Raw genomic sequence first — 20997 nt, forward strand, 5'->3', positions numbered from 1 at the left:
TGACCGTGGTGCCGCGGTAAGTGTGTGTATATCCGTAGTAGAGTGGTATCAGAGCGTGTTTCTAATTCAGGTAGATCGGTGTATTGCCGCCGTATCTCGAGAAGAGACACACCGCATTGCCGCCGCAATAACAGTAACCCGCTGTCAAGCAAAGGAGACACACCACATTGCCGCCGCAATAGCAGTAACCCGCTGTCAAGCAAAGGGGACACACCGCATTGCCGCCGTAATAACAGTAACTCGCTGTCAAGCAGGGGGGACACACCGTATTGCCGCCGTAATAACAGTAGCTTGCTGTCAAGCAGAGGTGACACACCACATTGCCGCCGTAATATCAGGGGATCAGTGGTGGTGAAGCGGGTGAGCTCAAACTTGGCTTGGGATGGGAGCTATCGTTGAGATGGCGGTGGTGTCTCGTTAGTAGTTGGCAAGACTCTCAAAGACATGGACGTGTTGTTTCTGATCAGGCGAAACCGAATCCCCAGAGCCGACCCACATCTACTGCGGTTGGGGCACACACCGTATTGCCGCCGTAAGTCAGTACCCGCCACGGGTGGGGACACACACACACCGTATTGCCGCCGTAAGTCAACTGGTCCGAATTAGATTTCTTGATTCCACGAAGAAGTCTCTCGTGTGATGTCACCCGTAGAAGTCGCAAAAGCACAATAGAGGGCGTCTTAGCAGTGATCTCTCCGCTGTTCAATCTTATACCGATCCAGCTAGTGAGCAAAACACGGGGTTCTAAATACCCACCCGCCGTACCATAGCCGCACTGGTTTTTTGGCGTACTGACGAGCCGAGTGGTTTTCGGCGAGGAAACATGAAATCGGGGTAGAAACGTCCTCGACGTGTTTCTGTCCTTGTCGAGAGTACGCGCCTGAACGAGACAATTGGCGATGAACAAGCCATGATTTCAGGTCCGACCCGCCTTTTCTGTTTGCGGCGGCAATACGGTGTGTGTGTGTCTACAATCATATTTGTGTTGCTGGTAGAGAAACACCGCTAAAGTTGTATAAACAGACTGGATATAGACTGCTCTGTTTAACCAACAAGTCTGTATGATACAGGGATCTGTTGGTTAAGAGAGGGTGGGTCCACCTGTCCCGTCAGGATCGAGGGAGAGACGGGTTCGCTATTCTTCCGAGCTTCCAGTTGTTAGCTGGATATAGGCGCTAAGCCCCCACCCTCAAGGAGCGAACGGCATCAGCCGTGAGCGATTAGGGGTAGGGTAGTTCACTGTCCGCCGAATCCGAACAACCGGGCGGCACATTGCCAGAGCTGGTTAAGGAGTGGTTTGTCTTGTGGCGGCGATCGTGAGTAGTCTTGTTTGGGGTTGTTTGGCTGCTTTTCAGGGGTCGGCTGGGGTGTTGATAGCGATCGAGTGTCCTTACTGAGTGACAGGTTAGACGTCGTCTCTTCGCGTGTCCAGTTTTCTACTTTACTGTTCGATACTTCGCCTACGTACTCAACGAGTTGCTGATTCGTCAGTCGATCGCCTTTCGGATGATTCCGGGCTATGTACCTGTTTAGGTCTACTACTGTTTTCTGGTGGTTCGTTGCCCGTTTGATTCGGGCGTTAAGTGCTGCTACAGTGACTGACCCTTCCCGATAAGCAACCTTGCGGGTAGGCCACGTCTCAGGGTCAGAAAGGATTACATTACCTGCGCTACGCGTGAGCGACTGGTTTATCCGGTCGCTTTCGTTATAGTAGCTTGCTGGGAGCGTGGTTCCATAGTATTCTGCGTAACCCTCAAGAAACCAGTATGCGTCTGCCGCAGTCTGATATGGTTGGCTTGCGTGCGCGAGCTCGTGAGCCCAGACGCTCGGATATGTGTCCGTAGGTAGGTCTGCTCGAACCCATCCCTCTCCCTCAGTGGGCCACATCATTCCAATTCCTTCCTCTGGTACCTCTCCAGCGGGGATCGCAAGAAGACTAACCGAGTCTTGGTAGTTGTGTAAGCCGAGCGACCCCCCGGTTGAGGAGAGCAAGTTGAGGGTCTGTTTAGGTGTTTTTGATAGCGAGTCTGCGCTTTCTGACGGGACCCATAACCGATATTCGACCCCGTCGACGCTTCTAGTATACGTGCTGACGGGTCCAAAGTACGCAACCCTATCACCAACAACCCCACTTCCCTGTATGGTAGTGTTACGGACTAGTGAGACGTTCCGACAATCGGCCCTGAGATCGATAGTGTGCCACTGATGAGAGGCCGTGAACGCAGTATGGTTCTCAGCCCGGTATTGGACGGCATCTTTTGGAACGGTATATGTTAAGCTAGGTTGATCTGCTTCTGAGTGGTTCTGTGTCGCATTTGGCTGCCAGCTGTATGCTGCCCCAGCAGTAGTTGTATCAAACCCGACTACACGAATTCCATCAGGGGCAATCTCTGCTGACTGTAGAGATACCTCGACCGCAACGTCTGTTAATGTCGGGTCTGCTGTTAATCGGCTGGTGACTGTGACCGTTCCGTTCTGTTCCAGAGTGAGGGTCGTGTGTTGAGTGACAGTGCGGTTGGCTTCCTCATCACTTACAGTAGAAGACATATTGTGGGCCACGTCGGTGGCCGGTCCATCCCCTTCCTCGACAGCTGCCGGTGCCGCTCCTGATGGTACTACTGCCGCCGTGGTAAGAAGCGAAATCAAGAGAAATCCTGAAAGGGCGACCGCAGTAAACGACTGTATTAGTGAGGATTTCCGACCACGTATCATCTATCGACCATCTATACCGGTATCGCTTGAATGTTTGCGTGTGCTGTTTGGGGAATCGTCGCGAAGATATTATCTGTTAGTATAACATACTAACTTTGTGGCCAGCACAAATCAAATCAAAAAGTCCGCCTCTGGTGTTGCGCTCCAAGTCACAGAAGCAGCTCGGACAGCGCAGTTAGTAGAAGAGAATCCGGAAGGCGAGGCACGTAGACTAGCCCCTGTCCGAGTCTATGGCTTCGACGACTTTCTCTTAGTGGTGGATAGAGAGCGAGTAGCTCCAGCGCAGGTTGCTGAGTTGGTTAGGACTGTATCCAAGGCACGCGACTCGATTTACCGAGGCGGGGACGCACAAGTACAAATCGCAGGCAATGGGTATCAGGTTCAGTTACCCGGAGCGAAGGATGCGGGATTCCAGATCGGAGACAAGGCACCTGTATCATCCAGCTCTTCTGCGTGGGGAGTGGTGTGTATCTTTCGAGACTCAAAAAACACTCTGGAGAGCGATGTACTAACGATCCGACGGGAACAAATCCGGGAGTGAAGTCACACAACGTTTTAGAAGTGGAAGTAGTGATACAACACGTCGATACGTATGACAGAAATTCCGCCAGAGCTCAAGACGTTGTTTACTAGTGATATTGAGAAATCCTCTGATGTTGATGGAGCGAGTGAGTATCATATTGCTGTCCCTGCGAGGGAAGTCGAAGGGGGAGATCTGACCGTTAGTGAGAATTACCGAATAGCGGTCCTCAGTAGTAACAGTGGACACTCCAAGGATGTAAAGTCGGACGATGTTCAAACAGACCGGTCCTCTCCTGAGCAAGAGGCTTCGAATGCAGACAAAGTGGACTCTGATTCTCCTCCTGTTCAGGAAGGCGAAGTCAGGGAGCTTGAGATTGAAACAATTGGAGAACAAGGCGATGGGATCGCGAAGACTAGCGAAGGGTTCGTAGTGATCGTCCCTGAGACGCAGACAGGAGACACTGTTACGGCGGAGATAGAGAGCGTCACGCCGAACGTCGCTTTCGCAGAAAAGGTACAGTAACGGCTGTCCCACTCCGGCCTTTGCCGGTTGTGAGTACCGCTTGCTCGTTGCTGCGGTCTCGCTACTCTCGACTGGGAATATCCCAGTATTAGCGCGCATCCATCATGTTTATTACTGGATACGGCCGATTTCTCGTATGGCCGGTATAGAGGGTGATGAGTTCTTGATCCATGTCGATGACGCTATATCTGAGGTCAGTGGTCAGAATAGCAATCACCCACCAATCACTACAGTCGGGGAGATGTTCTCAACACCTGTCCGTCGAGATTTGTGCGACTATTTCGTTTCTGAAGGCTTATTTGGAGACAGCAGCCCAAGATCACTGTCTACGATCGCCGACGATGTCGGTGTCGACATTCAGAGCGTATCTGACAATATTGGAATCTTTGAGGAAATCGGTATGCTCTCTTATACGCGCGAAGGGCCTCGACATCTGTACTCTCTAGTCACCGATAACCAGACGTTCACCACGGTAACCGCATGTGCCGGTGGGTTTCGGGAGTTGCTATCCAATGTTGATGGACCACGTCTTGATGTAGACAAGGCGATCGAGAGCTTACCTGACCTGTTTCGGTCAAGCGTTCGACGTCGGCTCTGTGAGATCTGTTTTACTAGTCACATCGCAGGCGGTGTACAAATCGACCCGCTCTCTCTAACGGAGTGGGCCGATATTGCCGGCGCATCCCGCTACGCAGTGAGTCAGCACTTGCCTGTACTTGACTCAGTGAAGATCATGATGAGGCACTCTGAAGAACATCAAGACAAATATACAGCGAACACCGGGTCGCTCGCACTCGAGCTCCTAGCCGGCGTTGAGATCGCGGCAAAAGGCAGTTCTACGTGAACCGACCGGGGGGTCAACACCCAGAGTACTCGTCTTGAGTCCTAGAAAAACGGAAGGAAGTCAGCGACCGGGTTCTGCTGCTAGAAGCTAAACCGCTCGTTGAACGGGACAACCCGGTACTCGTATGGCGCGTCTTCGGGATCGACGTCCGACGTGGCCGCTGTTGTAGCGGTCTCACCGGGTTCGATTTCAGCCTTGAGCGCTGGTTCGAGGTGGAACCACTCATCGTCCGACTTCCACTGGATAGCTCCCCTGAACGTGCCAGCTGAATCTCCTGTATTCTTTACGACGACACCCAGTTCCTGATTACCGGTTTTACGCTCGTCTGGAAGGTCAAGCTCTACAAATTCGAACTTTGGTAGGTCGGTTTGCGGATCTAGCTGAGTGACAATCTCCGGGGCGGAGTCATCATCAGTAAACGCGACGTTGAGACTCAGGTCACTCAGATTTTCGATGTCTACTGCTGACAAGATGTAGTATGTGCCAGAGTCTCCTGCGCCGAGTTCGAGGTTATCAATGTGACTTCCCTCGAAGGTGCTGTTCATTGGCGGATACCGGCTTCCGTGATTGAAGTCGACAACTGTCTGGCTCAGAGGATTCTTATTATCTGTGTAGACTTTCTCTTCAGTCGTCATGGGCTTTGAAGTGCGGTTTTCTACTGTCATCGAAACCCGTGCGATGACCTGCTTAGACGCAGGCGACTGGAGTGCTTTAACCTCGTTAGAATACAAGAGGCCCGCGGATTCCGCTTTGATGTAGTGGAACGTGCGCTCGATAGAGAATTCTTCTGGTGTGAAGCGAAGGCCAGAGGGGTGGTCGAAACTTTCTCCGAGAGTGAATTCCTTTGAGCTGATGTCCACTGCGAGATCGAACTTGTCGTGAGTGCTTGCGAACCCATTACCGCCCCGGAACTCCCACTTTCCGGCGAAGGCTGGCTCGAACGGCCCAACAGTCACCTCCTTTGTGTCCCCAGAATTGAGTCCGTCGACGACGATCGTACTGTTTAGTGGGTCGACTCCGCTCGAGGGGTGGAACATTTCGACATCAGCTTCCGTGTCGAGTGTCTCACCGCCCGTGTTCGCTACGACTGCCGTAATCGTGAATTCATCTCTGAGGGCGACTCCCTCTTCAGGAGGAGTTCCAGTTAGTAATGCCAGCCGTGCCGGGGCATCTTTATTCACCTCAAAGTCAGGTGTGTCGGCACCCCTCGACGACCCTGAACACCCAGCGAGAGACGTAGCGATCCCACTTGCAGCGACAGTTGCCATCAACTTTCTGCGTCGCATGTAACGTTGTCTACCTATCCATCAGTCAAAAAGATAGGGTACTCAATCCGAATAGATCCAATCCTCACTTGTTTGTATCAATTCTGAAGGAGATAGCTGCTTCAACTCTTCATCTGTGAGCATGAGCCTTTGACGGGGAGACCCCAACCCAACGCGAACCTTTTCGGTCGTAACAAGGCCAGCATCACTCAGTCTCGTCTTGTACCGTGATATCGTCGAGTTTGATCTAATCCCCAGTTCCTCAGCCCACTCACCAAGATCGTGTAAAAATCCGTTATGCTTAGCAGTCAGTAGGGGCGCCACAAGAGAGAGACAGCCCGCCCGGCTATCAGTAAAGTTCGTCACTCCATTGAGCGCCTCAGCGAGGTCTTTCCCAACTCCATCAACAACGTGTTCAGAGAGAGTCCGTTCAAGTCGGCCGAAGTCAATTGCTCCCAGCTGATACGGTTCAAAATCCTTGACAGTGGGTGCGTAGCTCTGGCGAATATCAGAGTCACTTGCCGATCTGTTCTGGACTGGTAGGTACTTACTCTCACCCACCTCCGCGTAAACCCCATCAGAAGTTGTGATCAGTCCAGAGAGGAGCTGTGGCCCAGTCGACCGAAGAGACAGTTGACCATTCTGTACCAGTTGGTCGGCTCTGGAAGCCAGAAGGGTTTGGTCGGCGAATGACGACAGATTACCCTCATTCGTTAGAACATCCACTCGGCCATCTGAGTCCTCTCTTGAGAGTATCTGGACAACTCGGGAGATTTTCCGGACATCAGCCCCAACTACGAGCGCTCGTCCATCGGAAGCTACAACGTCACGTTGTAACACACTCTTCAAAGAGGCTGTCTGATCGCCATGCTCCATGTGCTAGTTTGTAGATGAGCCGGTTGGCTTATATTTATTCGGTAGACATGAGATGAACCGAGAATCAGAAAACACCACGCTGCCGCCGTAATAACAGCGCATACGTTATCACGCGGGGTTTGCGTTATCAGACGAGATTCGTCAAATATTCTTCGCCCGTAGCTGGTGTATTGCTCACGTCAATAGCGAGAAATAGGTCTACAAAACCCACCGATGTGGCTGATCTCACCGGATTTATTGAAGATTGGCTCGCCACGCACCCAGACATGCGAAGCGAAGTCGTTGTTCTCATTTACTTGATAGCGCGTATTGAACGAGATACCTTCTCTTGCGCTCTCCATCGTTTGCTCAACTCTTTGCTGTTCAGAAGGGTGGATTGTATCAAGAAGCGCGTAGGGGTCATTTAGGATCGACTCGACATCTTGTCCGAATAGACGTTTATATGGACCTGATACAAATGTAAACTCTTCTGACTCTGACGAAAATAGCCAGCACACGTCCTGCGATTTCTCAGATATACTTTCGAATAGTTGTTCCACATTCCGAGTTGGGATAGCGTCGCTTTGACGATATACTGCTGAAGCAACGCGCTGTGTGAGTTCTTCGTAGTGGTCCTCTCCCGCCGATTTACGGATGAAGTCCGTTGCTCCTGCGCTAATTACCTCATCAGCAACGCGGGATTCACGCTTGTTACTGTAGATGATGAACGGAAAGTTGGGGTGGTTCTTCCTGATCTGCTTGAGGAACCCCAGCCCTCCTATGTCCATCATATCCCAATCGGAAATGATACAATCGACTTGGTTAGGGTCAAATGCTTGTATTCCCTCCCGCGCGTGGCTCACTGATTCAATCTCTATACTCGCATGATGGTGAGTAATGACAGTGTTAACTAGTTCTCGGAATGCTCCGTCATCATCAGCGTGGAGGATTGAAATAGAGGCCCCAGATGCGAGCGGTGACTTGACTCGGCTCATGTCTGTTACCACCCCTCTGATATGGTGAACATGTTCTTCGGCTAATCGTACTGTATGGGTGCTAATTAACTCTTTTATTAGACGTTTTGCATTTGGGGTGGGCCGAGAATTGGACTGTCGGCTACGAATTCAGTTGGCTTGGCGCTTGCTTTGCGAGTTCAACAGGTGAGTACTCTTTCAGTTCCTCGGTAGCGAGGAGGAGTCGGAGGCGGGGGCGGCCAATCTCTTGTGGTATTTTTTCCGTTGCGATCAGGCCGCCTTCCTCTAGTGACTTTTTTGTCCTTGAGAAGGTGGCTCTCGAAGCGATGCCAACATCTTCTCCCCACTTGGAGATCGTGTAGTTCTCAGCACGATTCCGTGCTGCGAGAAGGACCATTAGCTCTACAATGTTCAGGGAGCCACTCTCACCTGTGAGCGCGACTTCCGAGTCAAGAACTGACTCTAAATCGGCTCGGACAGACTGGCCCACCTCATCTGCCAGAGACTCTTGTATTGAGCTGAGTGCTGGTGTCCGGAGCTTGTGCTGCGTTGCTGACTCAAACCGGTGACTGAATTCCTCATACAGTTCGCCGACTGTATTGTCTTCTGACGCGGTTACTACGGTAAACGCATTTTCCGAAATTGGAATTATCACCTTTTCTTTTGACATGAGCAACTCTGTCTCATTTTCGGCATCTAAGTACGCTATTTCCAGCTGACCATTGTTTATTAAATCTGCCGTTCGGCTTGCGATTAGGAACTCAGAAAGTGATGCCTCCAGAGCGTCTTTGGTCGCGAAGACTTTGACGGGCGTCCAGCTCTTGCTTTCTAATATCTCTTGAACGATCTGCCTTACCCCTACCTTTGCTGGGTTAACTGCTATGATGTGACCAGATGAATTTGACATCGCCTCTCTCAAGATCTGTCCTGAGATCGTATTTGTTTCAATGCGTCCCATTTTCAGTGTGCATTCTTAACCAGTGTACATAAGTCCAATGGATATTAGACCGCTCATTTTGGGGTGTCGAAGCTGCGTACAAGGACCACACACAGGACGAGTTGTACCCCCATATATTATATCAGATTGGGAGTTACTGGGGTCCATGGAAAGACGGAATTTCCTCAAGGGTACAGCTATCGTCTCGGTCGGCGGACTCACTTCGCTCGCTGGTTGTTCCGGTGGTAGTCCGTCCTCTTCGGTGGTGACGAACGAGTTTGACAGTATTACCGTTGAATCCAGCCGACTTGAGAACACAGAGATGTTTGGCACAGAGGTTGTCAACGCACTCGTCACAGTCAAGAACTCGTCTAATGAGGCTATTGAGGTGGGGTTGAATATCACGCTGTATGATGGTGATACAATAGTCGCATCCGATGAAGCGACGGTTGATGAGACGATACCCGCGAACACCTCAAAAGAAATTTCAGAGGCACACGAAGGGCGGATGGACAACGTCTCTCGGTATGAGATCAGCCTCACTGAGCCAGAGGGCCTGTTCTAAACAATCAGTAAAGACGGCGGATACGCCTAGCGCCCGGTCTACAACCGCTTTGGGGCGGAGTCCTCTCGACCAACCTCAACGTCGAATGTGGCCTGTTCAAATTGAATACCGTATACGCCACTCAATATTCGTGCCCCGATTTCGACTGTGCGGTGCGCCTTCGGTTCGCTTTCGCCTTTGTCGAAGATTCGCCACCCGTCTTCATCTGCTACCAACAGCCGCATGTTGAGGTCATCTGCGATGTACTTTAGATGGTCGAGCTGCTGATCGTCGATACCTCTGACGTAGTGGATATTTTTCCGCTCCGACAGTTGATCTTGGTGTGAGTGGCCGTGATAGAGTTCATAGGCGACGGAACCGTCGGCTGTCGCTGTAAGTTTTAGATTCTCACCTGTTGATGAGCGCTCTTGGCTGTTGAATGCTTCAATCATGTTCCAGCCGTCGCTATCTTCGAGATCTTCTACCTGTCTCTGGAAATCTGGTCGGCTGTCTGAACCGGACTCAATGTATTTTCCGACAATCCCCGATAGATCCCACTCGGTAACCATTCGTGTGAGTCTTTCACCGTCGACGACACGCACATTGATCTCTTGTGCTTTCTCTTGAGCCGGCTTGGTGAGACTACTTGTCGTAACTAAAGCTACAACATCGGCGTCGACGTCGCGGGTTGGGCTCTTGTCCAAGTAGAGGCTACCGTATTGCTGGACTTCAGCGATATCAACTCTATTATGCCGGGCATATCTCTTGACCTGTATCAGTTGCTTTTGCTTGAATGGCAGCTCTTTCCGGGCGACAATATCCTTCCCGCGATCTCCCGCCTGTTGTGTTACCGTAGTCTCCCAGCCCATGTACTCCCAAACATCAGCGACAAACTTCTCAAATTCGTATGGATCGAGTGCCTGTAACCGTTTTAGAAGTTCGCTGCGAGGTAAGTCCATTTGTACGTATGAAGACTGTCGCACTCGCCAATAAACGTCCGGTGACCGGACAGCATCCGGTGGGTGAGCAGTCGCTCTTAGGTCAAGAACAGCCACGTAGGAGCAACGTGAGCAATCCGATACCGACCATGGAATCGAAGCGCTGGATCCGTCAGCGGGACGGACAAGCCAAGCAACCTATTGACTAGATAGGCGTCCTACGTGGCTATCATAACAGATTAAACACGAAATAAAAAGAGTTCCGGTCCGGGAAACCACTGAGAAGCGGTCAAGACAGGTGTGGCTCGTCTTGGGGTTCCCTGACGTGCTCGAGTGTGGCTTCGGCCTTGCGCCTTTTCTCATCGATTCGCTGGCTGAGTTTGTCTGTTGTCCCCTTTGTGACTCCCATCACCGCAGCTGCCTCTCGGTGGTTGAGACCGCGGTTACGGAGAATCGACAGCTCAGCCTCACGCGGACTCAAGAGCGACCTCGCTGAGAGTTTTGACGCCGCATCATCAAATGATGGGTCGTCGACGATCGCTTCTGTCGGGAGGTCAGCAAAGCAAGCAACGTTCACACGGAGTTCGTCGCTCGAGTCGCTTTGAGAGTCCTGTACAACGACTTCCCAGCCCTCAATCTCGACAAACCCTTCGTCCGCCTGCGCGCGTATCAATTGATACGCCATCTCTTCGTTGACGTCGCCGGCATCGGGATAGACTCCGTCAATGAAAAGCCGTCCATTAGCAGCTTCTGTCTTGACCAAGTCCTGTATGTATTCGTCTGAGCCGTCCTGAGAATCTGAGTCAATCTCAACGAAGCCACGGGCTGTGACTCGTGTGCGATCGTCCATGGGGGCTCCGTTTCGAGGGCTTGAGCCGGCAAAGGTGAACCGCTCGGGGAGGCTGTCGTCTCGGCCTGTCTCTGGGTGCGTCATACATGACGTATATTGTCCTGTTCGCATATAAAACATGACGGTATACGTCCTGTTTCTTTCGGGTAGATGTCTCGACCAGAAGTGAGAGCGAACCCAGCGACCGTGGCAGGTGTCTCTCTTCCCTTTGCTGTCTCCCTGTGTTCGTGTCGGCTGGGGTCAGACTAGTCCATCGGGTCCGCGTACACGCCTTTGACTTCGTCTACTACCGGCGGGGTCGTGCCTGTCCGTACGTCTGGATATCCCGGATAGCCCATTGAGGCTGCAACCGTGAGGTGTTCTGCTGAGAGTGACGGAACTGAATCGACGCATTCGGGACTACAGTACCACCCTCCGATTTTCACTTCGCCCTCATCAGGAACTGGTCCAATTGAGAAGTACCAGATGTCTCCCTCGTAGACGTCGTGTGCTTCGTGAGGGACTTTTTCAGTTGATTTTTCGCGGAGTTCTTCCTCAAGGTCTTCATCAACTGGGTGCGGGGACTCAAGTAAATCGGCAAGGCGTGTGGTCGCTTGGACTTTCATCTCCCGGTCAGCCTTCTCACAGTCGAGATTGTGGCAGAAGAGACCTCCCGAAGTAACTCCAATACCCGGGAGATCAATTGCCTGTTCTACGGCGCTCTTGGTCACCGGCGCTCTGAACCCAGCTTCTGTTTGTTCCCACGGCTGTTCGCTCTGATCGCTATCGCTGGAAGGCGAATCTCCCATGGAAGTACTGTGTTAGGGCTGTGAGTTCAAGCCTTGGGTTCCCCGGGGAGAACCACTGGAGGATGTCAATTGTACTGAACCGACACGACGTGTTCTTCGCCGCGCCGACGCTCGCTGTCGTTAATGTTGAAAGCGGGTGCGATCAAGATGTGTGTTTGCTCTGGTTGGCCATCGACCGTGGCCGGTCCCTTCCTACTCGATATCGGCGTTCTGGGCGTCTACATGCCTGCCTGTGCCGAGAGCGAATCTGTGGACGGTGATACCGAGGGCTAAAAATTTTGAGCGCATTTGATATAGCATCATATGGTTTACTACAGGCTATAACTGCGCGAGAGAGGCTGTGGTGACTGAATCCGAGTTGAGATGGGGCTGTGGGAGGGAAAACCGGCTCTAGACTTTACCTGTGATTAACTAGGTAATCATCGGTAAAACTAATTGGGGGTTCCACGTACCCCCTGCTGAGGCAAATCACAAACGATGCGCGACCTCTCTCCCCGCTCCTCGCGATGCTCAACTCCAGCCTACAGGCGACGGTTCGAGCCCTCGCCGACGCGTATCGACTCTTCCGACTACTCAGCTGTTTTAGTTAGCAGGAACTACTAACAATGTCACACCACCGATCCCAAGTGCCGATTCGAGAGACCTTCGAGCAATTCCTTCGCGACAAGGGGAAAGGCGAAGGTGAGACTGGGAACTACCGGCGGAACGCTGAGGGACAGTTGGAAGAGTTCGGTAAATGGGCGTCTGGCAAAATTGCTGACCCTGCTAACGCCGATCCTCCTGAGTCGTGGACTGGACTCGCTCAAGAGGGGGCTGTGACCTTCGAAGACCTCGACACCACGGCGTTCTCGGCTTACATCAGGTATCTTCGATCGCGAGGACTTGCCGATAGTACCATTCAGACCTACTACGCATACATCTCGTCGTGGTCCAAGTGGAGCACTCGTGAGGGGTATTTGGACTCTCACTACGCTCGACAGTCAGATGCGATCAGGAACCTTGAGGAACCGACTGAACGGACACAACAGCAAGCGTGGACACAGTCTCATCGCGATCAGCTGACTCGGTATGTCGACGAGCTGGCTGACGCGGCGTTGGATGCCTACGACGACGTCGAAGTTCCTGACGGGGAGTGGGGGGATTTGTCTAGTGATCTGTGGCAACAGAGGCAGACGCTACGCTTCAGGGCCATCAAGGCAGTCCGTAAACGAGCGTTCGTGTACCTCCTCGCGTATACTGGGCTTAGAGGGGCAGAGTTTCTTCGCGACCGGAGTGACAATCGCGACGGCCGGCGCGGGATCCAGTGGACCGACATCAACTTTGACGATGGGAGTCTCTCGGTGTTTCGCAAGAAGCAGAACTGGGAGGAAGCAGCCCTTCCTGACCCAGTGATTCAGCCGCTCCAGAACTACCAACAACGGCTTTCGCCGCCAGATGAGTGGCCGGTCTTTACCACCCTCCACCGTCCTACGCTGGCGACGCATACCACCAATTGCCTCGAAGCAGATGGTTATACAGAATCCGAGATTGCTGAGTTACGGGGAGCGAAGACTGACTTCCTGATTCTGGCAGATAACGGCTACGAGCCGCCTCGAGCGTTATCGACAGACGGTGGCCGGAATATCATGCGGTCGCTCACCGAGTCTGCTGGCATTGATATCGACCCTGAAAGCGGCGGTGCGGATTACCTCCAACTCCACGGGGCTCGACGTGGCATGGGTGAAGTGATGGTGCGGGAATTCGGGTTCGCTGCTGCTGCTCGTTATCTCGATAATTCCGAAGAACAGGTCAGAGAGGCGTATCAGCACATAGAGGCTGCTGAACGTGCTTCACAGGCTACTGAGGCGATCCAAAACACCGACAATCGACAATCTGAGGGTGTAGACTAGTCGTCGGCCTCTGCTTCAGATGTGGCCGTATCTACATCGACCTGAATATTCTGTTTTCGTTCCGGTGCTGGCGGCTTCCCGTCAGGATAGAGTTCTTGCATCGTCTGATGATACGCAACGAGGCCCATCTGGCTGGTAATGTGGATCATGTCGCCTCCTTTGAGACCGTACAAATCTTGGAGTCCTTGTTCGATCTGCCAGTCTGTTTCTCCACCTAATTCCCCCTCACCCGCCAGTAACTCATCAACGCAGTTCGCAATGTTTTCTGCTGTCTCCATGCCCTCTTCTGTTGTCAGTTTTCCCACGGGGATCGGCAGCGACCGGATCTTCGTCTGTGTTAACTTAGCAAACGCCTGAGCGCCATCAATTTCACCGAACCGCTTAAAGACGTAATAATGGAATACACGGGAGTTCAGCACACCTAACAGGAACTTATGATACGTTTCAGTTTTTAACCCATCTGGGATATTCTCCGGGTCGGTCCACTTCCCATCATACTCTTCGTCAGCTTCAGGATCGGCATCAACGTACCAGTCTCGGATTTCGCTTCTGTTCTCCCGAATCTTGTAAACGTAGACACTTTGTGGGCAGTATACGGTGTCACCGTGGTACGCGACGGATAGGCCGACTCCAGCTTGCCTGATGAACACTTTATCGCCGCTGTATATCGCCTCATTCTTGTACTGGATCCCGTTGTACCCTGTGTCTAACCCCTTTAGCATCAAGTGGTCGTACCTCTCTCCGAAGGAATCCCCATCCATGTACGTCACGTCGCTGTTTGTAGGATCGTCGGAAACGATGTACTCCTCGCCGAGTTTGTTCTGGTACTCGAATACAGTCTCACAGTCGGGGCACGTTTTCTCTGTGTCCGGATCGCGTCCCCGCGGCGGCGGCATCCATACCCCACAGACCGGGCACTGAATGATGTGACCGGCTTTGTTGAGCTCAACTCCTCGGTGTGATTCACAGAACGCACCGAGCGGTATCGAGTTTGACTCCATCGTCCCGAGTATCTCGTCGTCCGTGGTATATCGGAACGGTTCAATCTCCCCAGATTTAATACACCTATCCTGCGGAATGTCAAATGAATACGCTGATTCCAGCTGTGACAGGCTCAAATCACCTTCTATCGCCGCTCGGCGGTCGTCATCTACGAGTGTCATACTACGGAACGTATTCCCATCGCTCGGCTCTTCATTCCGGATTTGTAGCGTCGTGGTGTTCATCCGGATTTCTGAGCCAAACCAATCGGCTCCGAGTATGTGGAACCGCTCAAACGTGTAGTTCTCAAGTAGGTGTTCTCGGACACCAGAGTGGTCCGGGTTCAATATGGTCTGTGGAAGCACGAACGCTAACCGGCCACCGTCATTTAAATACTCCAAAGCGACGAGAATGAAGAGCTCATAGGTGTCCATGTTATCGACATCGAACTCGTCGCCAAATTCACCACTAACCCACTGCTTTGCTTCGTTGCTTACCTGACCGCCCCACGGCGGATTTCCGATGATCAGGTCGAATTCACCAAAGCCAGCGGTCTCGTCCGCGTCCTCGAACTCGATCTCGCCCGTAAGAGCGTCTTGAGACGCAAAATTCCCGGTCAGCATCCCTAACGAAGTATCCTTCCGAGCAGACCGCAGCCACACCGACAGTTTCGATATCTCCACCGCCTCTTGGAGGAGGTCGTTACCGTGTAGACACTCGTCGAGAATATCAATCTCTGTCTGTGAGAAGGATCGAAGCGATACCTGCCCCTCTTGAGCAGAGATCATCTTTTCATGGACTCGGCGTGCCTCCCGGCTAAGATGGTTGAAGCACGATACGAGGAACGCACCAGAACCGCAGGCGATATCAGCGATCCGGATGTTGATGATTCTCTGGAGATACGCTTCAAGAAATTCTTTGTCGGGGTTTTCGACCTCTAGTACCCCAGTTTCTAGACCGAGCTCCTCGCGTACCTCTGCCCGTATATCTTCCAACAGGTCTTCGATAACGTGTTGTGCGACAAATTCAGTTAAGCCCTCGCGAGTAAAGAACAACCCATAGTCGCCACGTGTCCCACTAAATGGGTTATCGTCGCCTTCTGCGAGGTTTGCGCGGACCTGCTCGATGTCGGCGACGGATTCTTCGAAAATTCGCCCAAGGACGTGTTCGTTGAGATCAGCATGAAAATCATACTCGTGAAAGCCGAAGATTCCCTCAATCTCTGTATCGCCAATTTTGTATGTCTCAGTAAACAGATTGTCTGGCAAGACAATCTCAGACAGAACTGGGTCCTCTTCGAATAGCCCACCGTCGTACCCAAAAATGTCGTACGGGTACTCATCTGGAGCTCCAGTGTCGATGACTCGAAAGAGATCATGGAGAAGGGGATAGATTTTTTCGCCAGTGAGTGTTGGTAAGTTCTTCCCACGCTCGATGACATCGGCTAACAGATCTTCTGGCAGTAGTTGCGATGGGTGGTCTGAGAAGAAGCAGATTACGAGCCCGCGGTGGATGAAAGTCTGGGCGGCTTGGATGGCTTCGAGTTGCCCTTCGCTGGTTTCTGCGAGTGTTGGGTCTTGTTCAGTAATCGCGTCGTAGACGTCTTCTACAGCAACTCTGTAAAACTGGTAGAAATCTTCAGTCAGCTCTAACCGTTCGGAAAGATTCTGCCGCATGAGCCCTTCTATCTGTGATTCACCGCCACTGTCACCGAGTAAGTAATCTCGGTGGAGGATGAAGTAGAACTCCCAGAACGTGTCCGTTAACTCACCGTCATCGAGGAATGAATCAATTTCCCACGTCTCGTAGTGGTTTTTCGATCCATGGTGGTAGAGTCTAATCTCTTCCATATTGGATGCGACGACCCACCGGACCGACAACCCGTTCGTGATCGCGTACTCGAACGCTTGTTCAATGGGCGATTTTAGTCGTGACGGATCAACTTTGTCAAGATCTGTACCGGGGTCTTTGAGCTCCCCAACGACTTTACGTTCGTCTTCAACGAGTTCTCCTTCTTCTTGCTCGAACCGCCCAAGCAAGACGTCGGGGAATCCGTCTCCCCCTTGCGACAGCGATTCCGGGAGGAGTTCGAATTCGCCAGCTGTACCACGCGGTCTCGTATATCCGAGAACTGTGCTGAAGAGGTCGCTGACAAATGACTGTTGAAGATTCCGCTCCGTGAGCGTAGTGGTAGTGTCTACCCACCCTTCCACAGAGTCAACTAGCTCATCTGTGTCTGTTGGACGGCTAAGCTCTTGTTGTTGTAAGTGCTCCTCGACTAGATCTGGGTCGAAGAGTGGATGATTATTGTCGGGCAAAGTTAATAACGTAGTTACAGCGCATCTACTTTGTTCTGTCCATCTCCGACATTAGCAACGTCGTAGGTTTTAAGAATCACTTCGCTGTCTATTTGAAGAGATGTTTTCTGAAAACGTGATCCCGATAGAGTCGGTAGAGCTAGATTTTTTATTCGATGGGCGACATCGTTTCTCCAACTCAATATATGGCTGACATACCAAGTAACCTCTCTGAGCAAGGTCGCGATCGAGTCGAATACTTACTTGACGAGAAAGGCTTTGACTCAGTAAACGAGACGCAGGCGGCCTTCCTCAAAGCAGGCGGTATGGATAGGGGGAACACGCTACTCTGTGCCGAGACTGGAAATGGGAAGACGTTCTGCGCCGAGACTGTCGTTCAGCGAGCGCTTGAAAATGGACGGTCAGTAGCCTATCTGGTGCCGAGCGTTTCGCTTACGAATGGCAAGTACGCGTCAATCGACGAGTGGTTGGATGACCGGTACACGCTCGCGAATGCAACGTGGGGGCAAACAGCTGGTTACCGAAGCGCGGACGTGATCGTTGCGACGTTTGACTCGTACTACGAGGCTGCGATCCGGGGCGTCGGTCTCGGCGTCGACACAGTCATTTTCGACGACTTTCACGAGCTCTATTCGGACTTTCGCGGAGATACAATTGAAAAGTGCTTGACAATCGCTCGTCAGAACGGGGCAGAGGTATTCGCCAATAGCGCGACGGTCGGTAATCCGGATGAAATTGCCCGGTGGCTGGAGTCTGACCTTGTCATCAGCCCTGCGGAGCGGGGTGTCCCCATCGTTGAACGGCCTGTCATGAAGGGCGACTCGCGGAAATCGTACGGGGAGTTCATCGGGGACCTGATAATGGATAATCGAGATGTGGGGCCATTCATGGTGTTCAACTTCTCGACGTCGAACGCGCAGACTCGAGCCCTACGCATCAAAGACAGCTGTCGGTTTGAGCGCCCGGATACTGATTATCGCTCGAAAGTCGAATCAGCTGTTGATACGGTTCTTACGAGCACACACCACGACTTGATCAACTGTCTCGAAAACGGAGTGGCGTTCCACTACGCCGGTCTTGAGAACTCCGTAAAAGAGCTTGTTGAGGAAGGCGTCAAGAATGGGGATATCAAGTGTATCTCTTGTACGACCACTCTCGCGTACGGCTTTGATTCGCCTATCCAGTCAGTCATAGTGGCCGATCTCGCCCGATTCGGGGAATTCATCGGGAAGTACGAGTATATTCAGTGGATTGGTCGCGCAGGTCGTGGCGGGGATATGGAAGAGGCGTACGCCTACCCCATCTACACAAAAGATGAGGCCGAAGATTACTTTGAGTTCGGCACACCAGTTGAAGAGAAATCGCTTGAGTCGATAGGGTCACACTTCGGACCTGTTCCTGACCACTTCCCGCGAGACGAATACATATCGAATGCGGAAAATGCGGATACGAACCTCCGCTGGTTGCTGATCGAGTTGGTTGTCAGTGGCTGGAATACGCTCGATGAGATCATCGAGTTCGTGTCGATGACGTTGTACGGATTCTATCAGGGAACTTCGACGGCGACAACCCCGACTCTGGGCGGTGATCCCGTCGCAAACAAGGTGACTCGGTTTGTTGAAGAGCTCGACAAGAAGGAGTTCATCAACTATCGGTCCGACAATGAAATCACGCCGACAGACCTCGGTGAATCGGTATTTGAGTACGATCACGCAACGCGGCTCGAGGCCACTCCCGATGCGCTCAAGGGAGTCACCAAGATGCTGGAAAACTACCACCCGATCTCTCCTGAGCGGCTGGTCAAAGAATTCGCAGCGGTGTCATACAGGTGTAATCTACAGGAGTCGCCCGGAGAGGGCAACTCGCTGTGGGAGTTGCTGGATAGAAACGGCTACGAACAGACGGACGAGACGATGACGGCAGCTGTGATGACGTGGCTCTGGGCTCAAGGTATCGACGCTGACTTGATCGAAGATCGCGCAGAAATCGATGTTGCGCAACTCTCTACCACGGCCAGTAATCTCTCAGAGGCGATTGGTGCCGTTGGTGAGTTGTATACTGCGACACCGTATGAAGAGCCTGTATGGATGGAGACGTTCGCACAACAACTTGCTGACGGCGTCACTGTGGACGATCTCCACCTGACGTCCTACGACGGGATCGCTCGTGGCCGGGTGATGGCACTAGAGGACCAGATCCAAACCGCGTGGTCAGGTCTGGAAAAAGATACGCCGCCGGGGAGTGCCTCAACGGTAGAAAAGTTGGTATTCCAGCACGCTGAGGCGCCATCGGGTTTTGAGGATAACATCGTCCGAGGCGCTGACCACATTTCTACGGGGACTGCCCCGACAGTCGTTAAAGCTGTAGAGGACTGGGCCGGCGGTGACGTAAGCGACCGGCAGCAGCCCCCAATTGCCGAATCAGGTCGAGAGTTCCTGAAATTCGGTAACTCGGCTGGTACAGTTGATATGTCACGGCCCTCCACTAGCTCTTCTGAGTCTACTAGCCGTGACACTACGCAAGGAACGTCTCTTGATGACTTCAGGTAGTTTTCTCCGTCCGTAGCCGGTTCATCCCAACCGGCTTAGAGTTGATAAGACGATCCGACAGAGGAGATTCATACGACAGCGGAAGTAGTGGGGTAGCAAGTTTATAAGTGAAACCGGACAACGGAGACAGCGGAAGCAAAGGTTAAGGGGTAGCTCTCACTATACATCTCTCATGTCAGCACCGGATTTCGGCTTCACCCCCTCTGGGAATATTTTCAAGAAGCGAGAAGCACTCCTTGAGGAATGGACACCTAACGTCCTTGTCGGTCGTGACGACGAACTTCGTCGCTACCATAACGCCCTCCAGCCAGTAATCGAAGGAGAAACACCATCCAATATATTCCTGTATGGGCGTAGCGGCGTGGGGAAGACCGCAGCGACTCGATTCCTCTTCAACCAACTCAAAACGGATGCAGAGCAGATAGACGGCTTGGACCTCACGACTATCGAGATAAACTGCGACGGACTCAACACGAGTTACCAAACCGCTGTCGCGATCGTGAACGCTCTTCGAGAACCCGAAAATCAAATCTCGAACACCGGGTATCCACAAGCGTCTGTTTATGAATTCATGTTTGAAGCTCTTGATGATGTAGGTGGTACCGTTCTGATTGTTCTCGACGAGGTTGATCATATCGAAGACGACTCAATTCTGTACAAACTCCCGCGAGCACGATCAAACGGTGATGTCTCCAATGCACGCCTTGGGGTCATCGGCATTTCGAACGACCTTCGGTTCCGCGAGCAGCTGAGCTCAAAGGTGAGGTCGAGTCTCTGTGAGAAGGAACTCTCGTTCAGCGCGTACAACGCTAATGAACTCTCTGAGGTTCTTGAACAGCGTGTCTCCGTTGCTTTCCACGATGATGCGATACACTCGTCCGTCACACCGAAGTGCGCTGCTCACGGGGCGAAAGATTCGGGAGACGCACGTCAGGCGCTGGATCTACTACTTGAGAGCGGTGACGTTGCTCGCGAGAGAGATGCAGACCAAGTCCTCCAGAAGCATGTCGATATCGCACTCGAACGTCTCCAAAAGGACCGGATCGTCGACGGGATTAGCAAGACATCCGACCACGCACAGCTGACCCTCCTAGCGCTCACGAATCTCAAGAAACAGGATCTCACTCCCGCTCGAACACGCGCCGTCAAAGAAGCGTATGACCAAATCTGTGAACAGGAAGGTTTTGACCCTATCACTCTGAGATCCGTCCGCGATCATCTCTCTGAGTTCGCAACACTCGGAATCGTCTCCTCAACTGAGATAAATCAGGGCGAGAGCGGTGGTAAGTATAAGGAACACGAGCTTCAGCAACCGGAACACATCGTCCGTGCTGGAGTGTCTGAGATTGTTCAAGCGCCGTAATCCAATATCACCCCACTGTTTCCGCTGTCTTCTCTCGGCAGAACTACATTTCCCGGTAGCCTTTACAACACCCACCCCACCGTTTCCGCTGTCTCCTTTGGGACGTGGCAGTCGCAGCCACTCTACTCGGGGTCTACTGCTACAC

At 52.3% G+C, this 20997-nt stretch carries 15 protein-coding genes; 6 read left to right on the plus strand and 9 right to left on the minus strand.

From position 1 onward, the window contains the following. Positions 1 to 1236 precede the first annotated feature (1236 nt). The gene (locus EXE48_RS12315) at positions 1237 to 2712 is read right to left on the minus strand and encodes a hypothetical protein (RefSeq protein WP_137711631.1); all 1476 of its coding nucleotides are present in this window, start codon (positions 2710 to 2712) and stop codon (positions 1237 to 1239) included. 592 nt (positions 2713 to 3304) lie between these two features. On the opposite strand from EXE48_RS12315, the gene EXE48_RS12320 reads away from it, so the two are divergent. After that, positions 3305 to 3757 (plus strand): TRAM domain-containing protein, encoded by a 453-nt coding sequence (locus EXE48_RS12320; RefSeq protein WP_137711632.1) that lies wholly within the window; start codon positions 3305 to 3307, stop codon positions 3755 to 3757. A 136-nt stretch (positions 3758 to 3893) separates the two neighbouring features. Then, the gene (locus EXE48_RS12325; protein ID WP_137711633.1) at positions 3894 to 4601 is read left to right on the plus strand and encodes a winged helix-turn-helix domain-containing protein; all 708 of its coding nucleotides are present in this window, start codon (positions 3894 to 3896) and stop codon (positions 4599 to 4601) included. A gap of 80 nt (positions 4602 to 4681) precedes the next feature. On the opposite strand, the gene EXE48_RS12330 is transcribed toward EXE48_RS12325, so the two are convergent. The 4 genes from EXE48_RS12330 to EXE48_RS12345 form a co-directional block, all read right to left on the minus strand. Next, positions 4682 to 5887, minus strand: a complete 1206-nt coding sequence (locus tag EXE48_RS12330; protein ID WP_137711634.1) for a hypothetical protein — start codon at positions 5885 to 5887, stop codon at positions 4682 to 4684. Positions 5888 to 5929: 42 nt separating this feature from the next. Next, positions 5930 to 6742 (minus strand): transcriptional regulator TbsP domain-containing protein, encoded by an 813-nt coding sequence (locus tag EXE48_RS12335; protein WP_137711635.1) that lies wholly within the window; start codon positions 6740 to 6742, stop codon positions 5930 to 5932. 179 nt (positions 6743 to 6921) lie between these two features. Next, complete coding sequence (locus tag EXE48_RS12340) at positions 6922 to 7716, minus strand: response regulator (protein ID WP_137711636.1); 795 nt, start codon at positions 7714 to 7716, stop codon at positions 6922 to 6924. Between the two features lie 121 nt (positions 7717 to 7837). Further along, on the minus strand, positions 7838 to 8653 hold the full coding sequence (locus EXE48_RS12345; protein WP_137711637.1) for a transcriptional regulator TbsP domain-containing protein: 816 nt from the start codon (positions 8651 to 8653) through the stop codon (positions 7838 to 7840). Positions 8654 to 8798: 145 nt separating this feature from the next. Between EXE48_RS12345 and EXE48_RS12350 the strand changes: the two genes are divergently transcribed. Then, the gene (locus EXE48_RS12350; protein WP_158295127.1) at positions 8799 to 9197 is read left to right on the plus strand and encodes a twin-arginine translocation signal domain-containing protein; all 399 of its coding nucleotides are present in this window, start codon (positions 8799 to 8801) and stop codon (positions 9195 to 9197) included. A gap of 38 nt (positions 9198 to 9235) precedes the next feature. Here the strand turns inward: EXE48_RS12350 and EXE48_RS12355 are convergent, their stop codons facing one another. The 3 genes from EXE48_RS12355 to EXE48_RS12365 form a co-directional block, all read right to left on the minus strand. After that, positions 9236 to 10135, minus strand: coding sequence for a restriction endonuclease (locus tag EXE48_RS12355; RefSeq protein WP_137711639.1), 900 nt, complete (start codon positions 10133 to 10135; stop codon positions 9236 to 9238). Positions 10136 to 10403: 268 nt separating this feature from the next. Beyond that, complete coding sequence (locus EXE48_RS12360) at positions 10404 to 11048, minus strand: hypothetical protein (protein ID WP_137711640.1); 645 nt, start codon at positions 11046 to 11048, stop codon at positions 10404 to 10406. A 161-nt stretch (positions 11049 to 11209) separates the two neighbouring features. Continuing rightward, positions 11210 to 11752, minus strand: coding sequence for a hypothetical protein (locus EXE48_RS12365; protein ID WP_137711641.1), 543 nt, complete (start codon positions 11750 to 11752; stop codon positions 11210 to 11212). Positions 11753 to 12378: 626 nt separating this feature from the next. Here EXE48_RS12365 and EXE48_RS12370 point away from each other — a divergent pair. Further along, positions 12379 to 13641 carry a tyrosine-type recombinase/integrase gene (locus tag EXE48_RS12370; RefSeq protein WP_321168088.1) on the plus strand — a complete coding sequence of 421 codons (1263 nt, stop codon included), beginning with the start codon at positions 12379 to 12381 and terminating at the stop codon, positions 13639 to 13641. Here the strand turns inward: EXE48_RS12370 and EXE48_RS12375 are convergent. Then, positions 13638 to 16940, minus strand: a complete 3303-nt coding sequence (locus EXE48_RS12375) for an Eco57I restriction-modification methylase domain-containing protein (RefSeq protein ID WP_137711643.1) — start codon at positions 16938 to 16940, stop codon at positions 13638 to 13640. The genes EXE48_RS12370 and EXE48_RS12375 overlap by 4 nt on opposite strands. Before the next feature lie 155 nt (positions 16941 to 17095). On the opposite strand from EXE48_RS12375, the gene EXE48_RS12380 reads away from it, so the two are divergent. Further along, complete coding sequence (locus EXE48_RS12380; protein WP_137711644.1) at positions 17096 to 19489, plus strand: DEAD/DEAH box helicase; 2394 nt, start codon at positions 17096 to 17098, stop codon at positions 19487 to 19489. Between the two features lie 172 nt (positions 19490 to 19661). After that, positions 19662 to 20852, plus strand: coding sequence for an orc1/cdc6 family replication initiation protein (locus tag EXE48_RS12385; RefSeq protein WP_137711645.1), 1191 nt, complete (start codon positions 19662 to 19664; stop codon positions 20850 to 20852). Positions 20853 to 20997 lie beyond the last annotated feature (145 nt).

The organism is Halorubrum sp. ASP1, from assembly GCF_005435135.1.
Lineage (GTDB): Archaea > Halobacteriota > Halobacteria > Halobacteriales > Haloferacaceae > Halorubrum > Halorubrum tropicale.

Bases quoted from the DNA above. Each gene is read 5' to 3' on its own strand.
- EXE48_RS12315 (WP_137711631.1), bottom strand. From the start codon at position 2,712: ATGATACGTGGTCGGAAATCCTCACTAATACAGTCGTTTACTGCGGTC.
- EXE48_RS12320 (WP_137711632.1), top strand. From the start codon at position 3,305: ATGACAGAAATTCCGCCAGAGCTCAAGACGTTGTTTACTAGTGATATT.
- EXE48_RS12325 (WP_137711633.1), top strand. From the start codon at position 3,894: ATGGCCGGTATAGAGGGTGATGAGTTCTTGATCCATGTCGATGACGCT.
- EXE48_RS12330 (WP_137711634.1), bottom strand. From the start codon at position 5,887: ATGCGACGCAGAAAGTTGATGGCAACTGTCGCTGCAAGTGGGATCGCT.
- EXE48_RS12335 (WP_137711635.1), bottom strand. From the start codon at position 6,742: ATGGAGCATGGCGATCAGACAGCCTCTTTGAAGAGTGTGTTACAACGT.
- EXE48_RS12340 (WP_137711636.1), bottom strand. From the start codon at position 7,716: ATGAGCCGAGTCAAGTCACCGCTCGCATCTGGGGCCTCTATTTCAATC.
- EXE48_RS12345 (WP_137711637.1), bottom strand. From the start codon at position 8,653: ATGGGACGCATTGAAACAAATACGATCTCAGGACAGATCTTGAGAGAG.
- EXE48_RS12350 (WP_158295127.1), top strand. From the start codon at position 8,799: ATGGAAAGACGGAATTTCCTCAAGGGTACAGCTATCGTCTCGGTCGGC.
- EXE48_RS12355 (WP_137711639.1), bottom strand. From the start codon at position 10,135: ATGGACTTACCTCGCAGCGAACTTCTAAAACGGTTACAGGCACTCGAT.
- EXE48_RS12360 (WP_137711640.1), bottom strand. From the start codon at position 11,048: ATGACGCACCCAGAGACAGGCCGAGACGACAGCCTCCCCGAGCGGTTC.
- EXE48_RS12365 (WP_137711641.1), bottom strand. From the start codon at position 11,752: ATGGGAGATTCGCCTTCCAGCGATAGCGATCAGAGCGAACAGCCGTGG.
- EXE48_RS12380 (WP_137711644.1), top strand. From the start codon at position 17,096: ATGGGCGACATCGTTTCTCCAACTCAATATATGGCTGACATACCAAGT.
- EXE48_RS12385 (WP_137711645.1), top strand. From the start codon at position 19,662: ATGTCAGCACCGGATTTCGGCTTCACCCCCTCTGGGAATATTTTCAAG.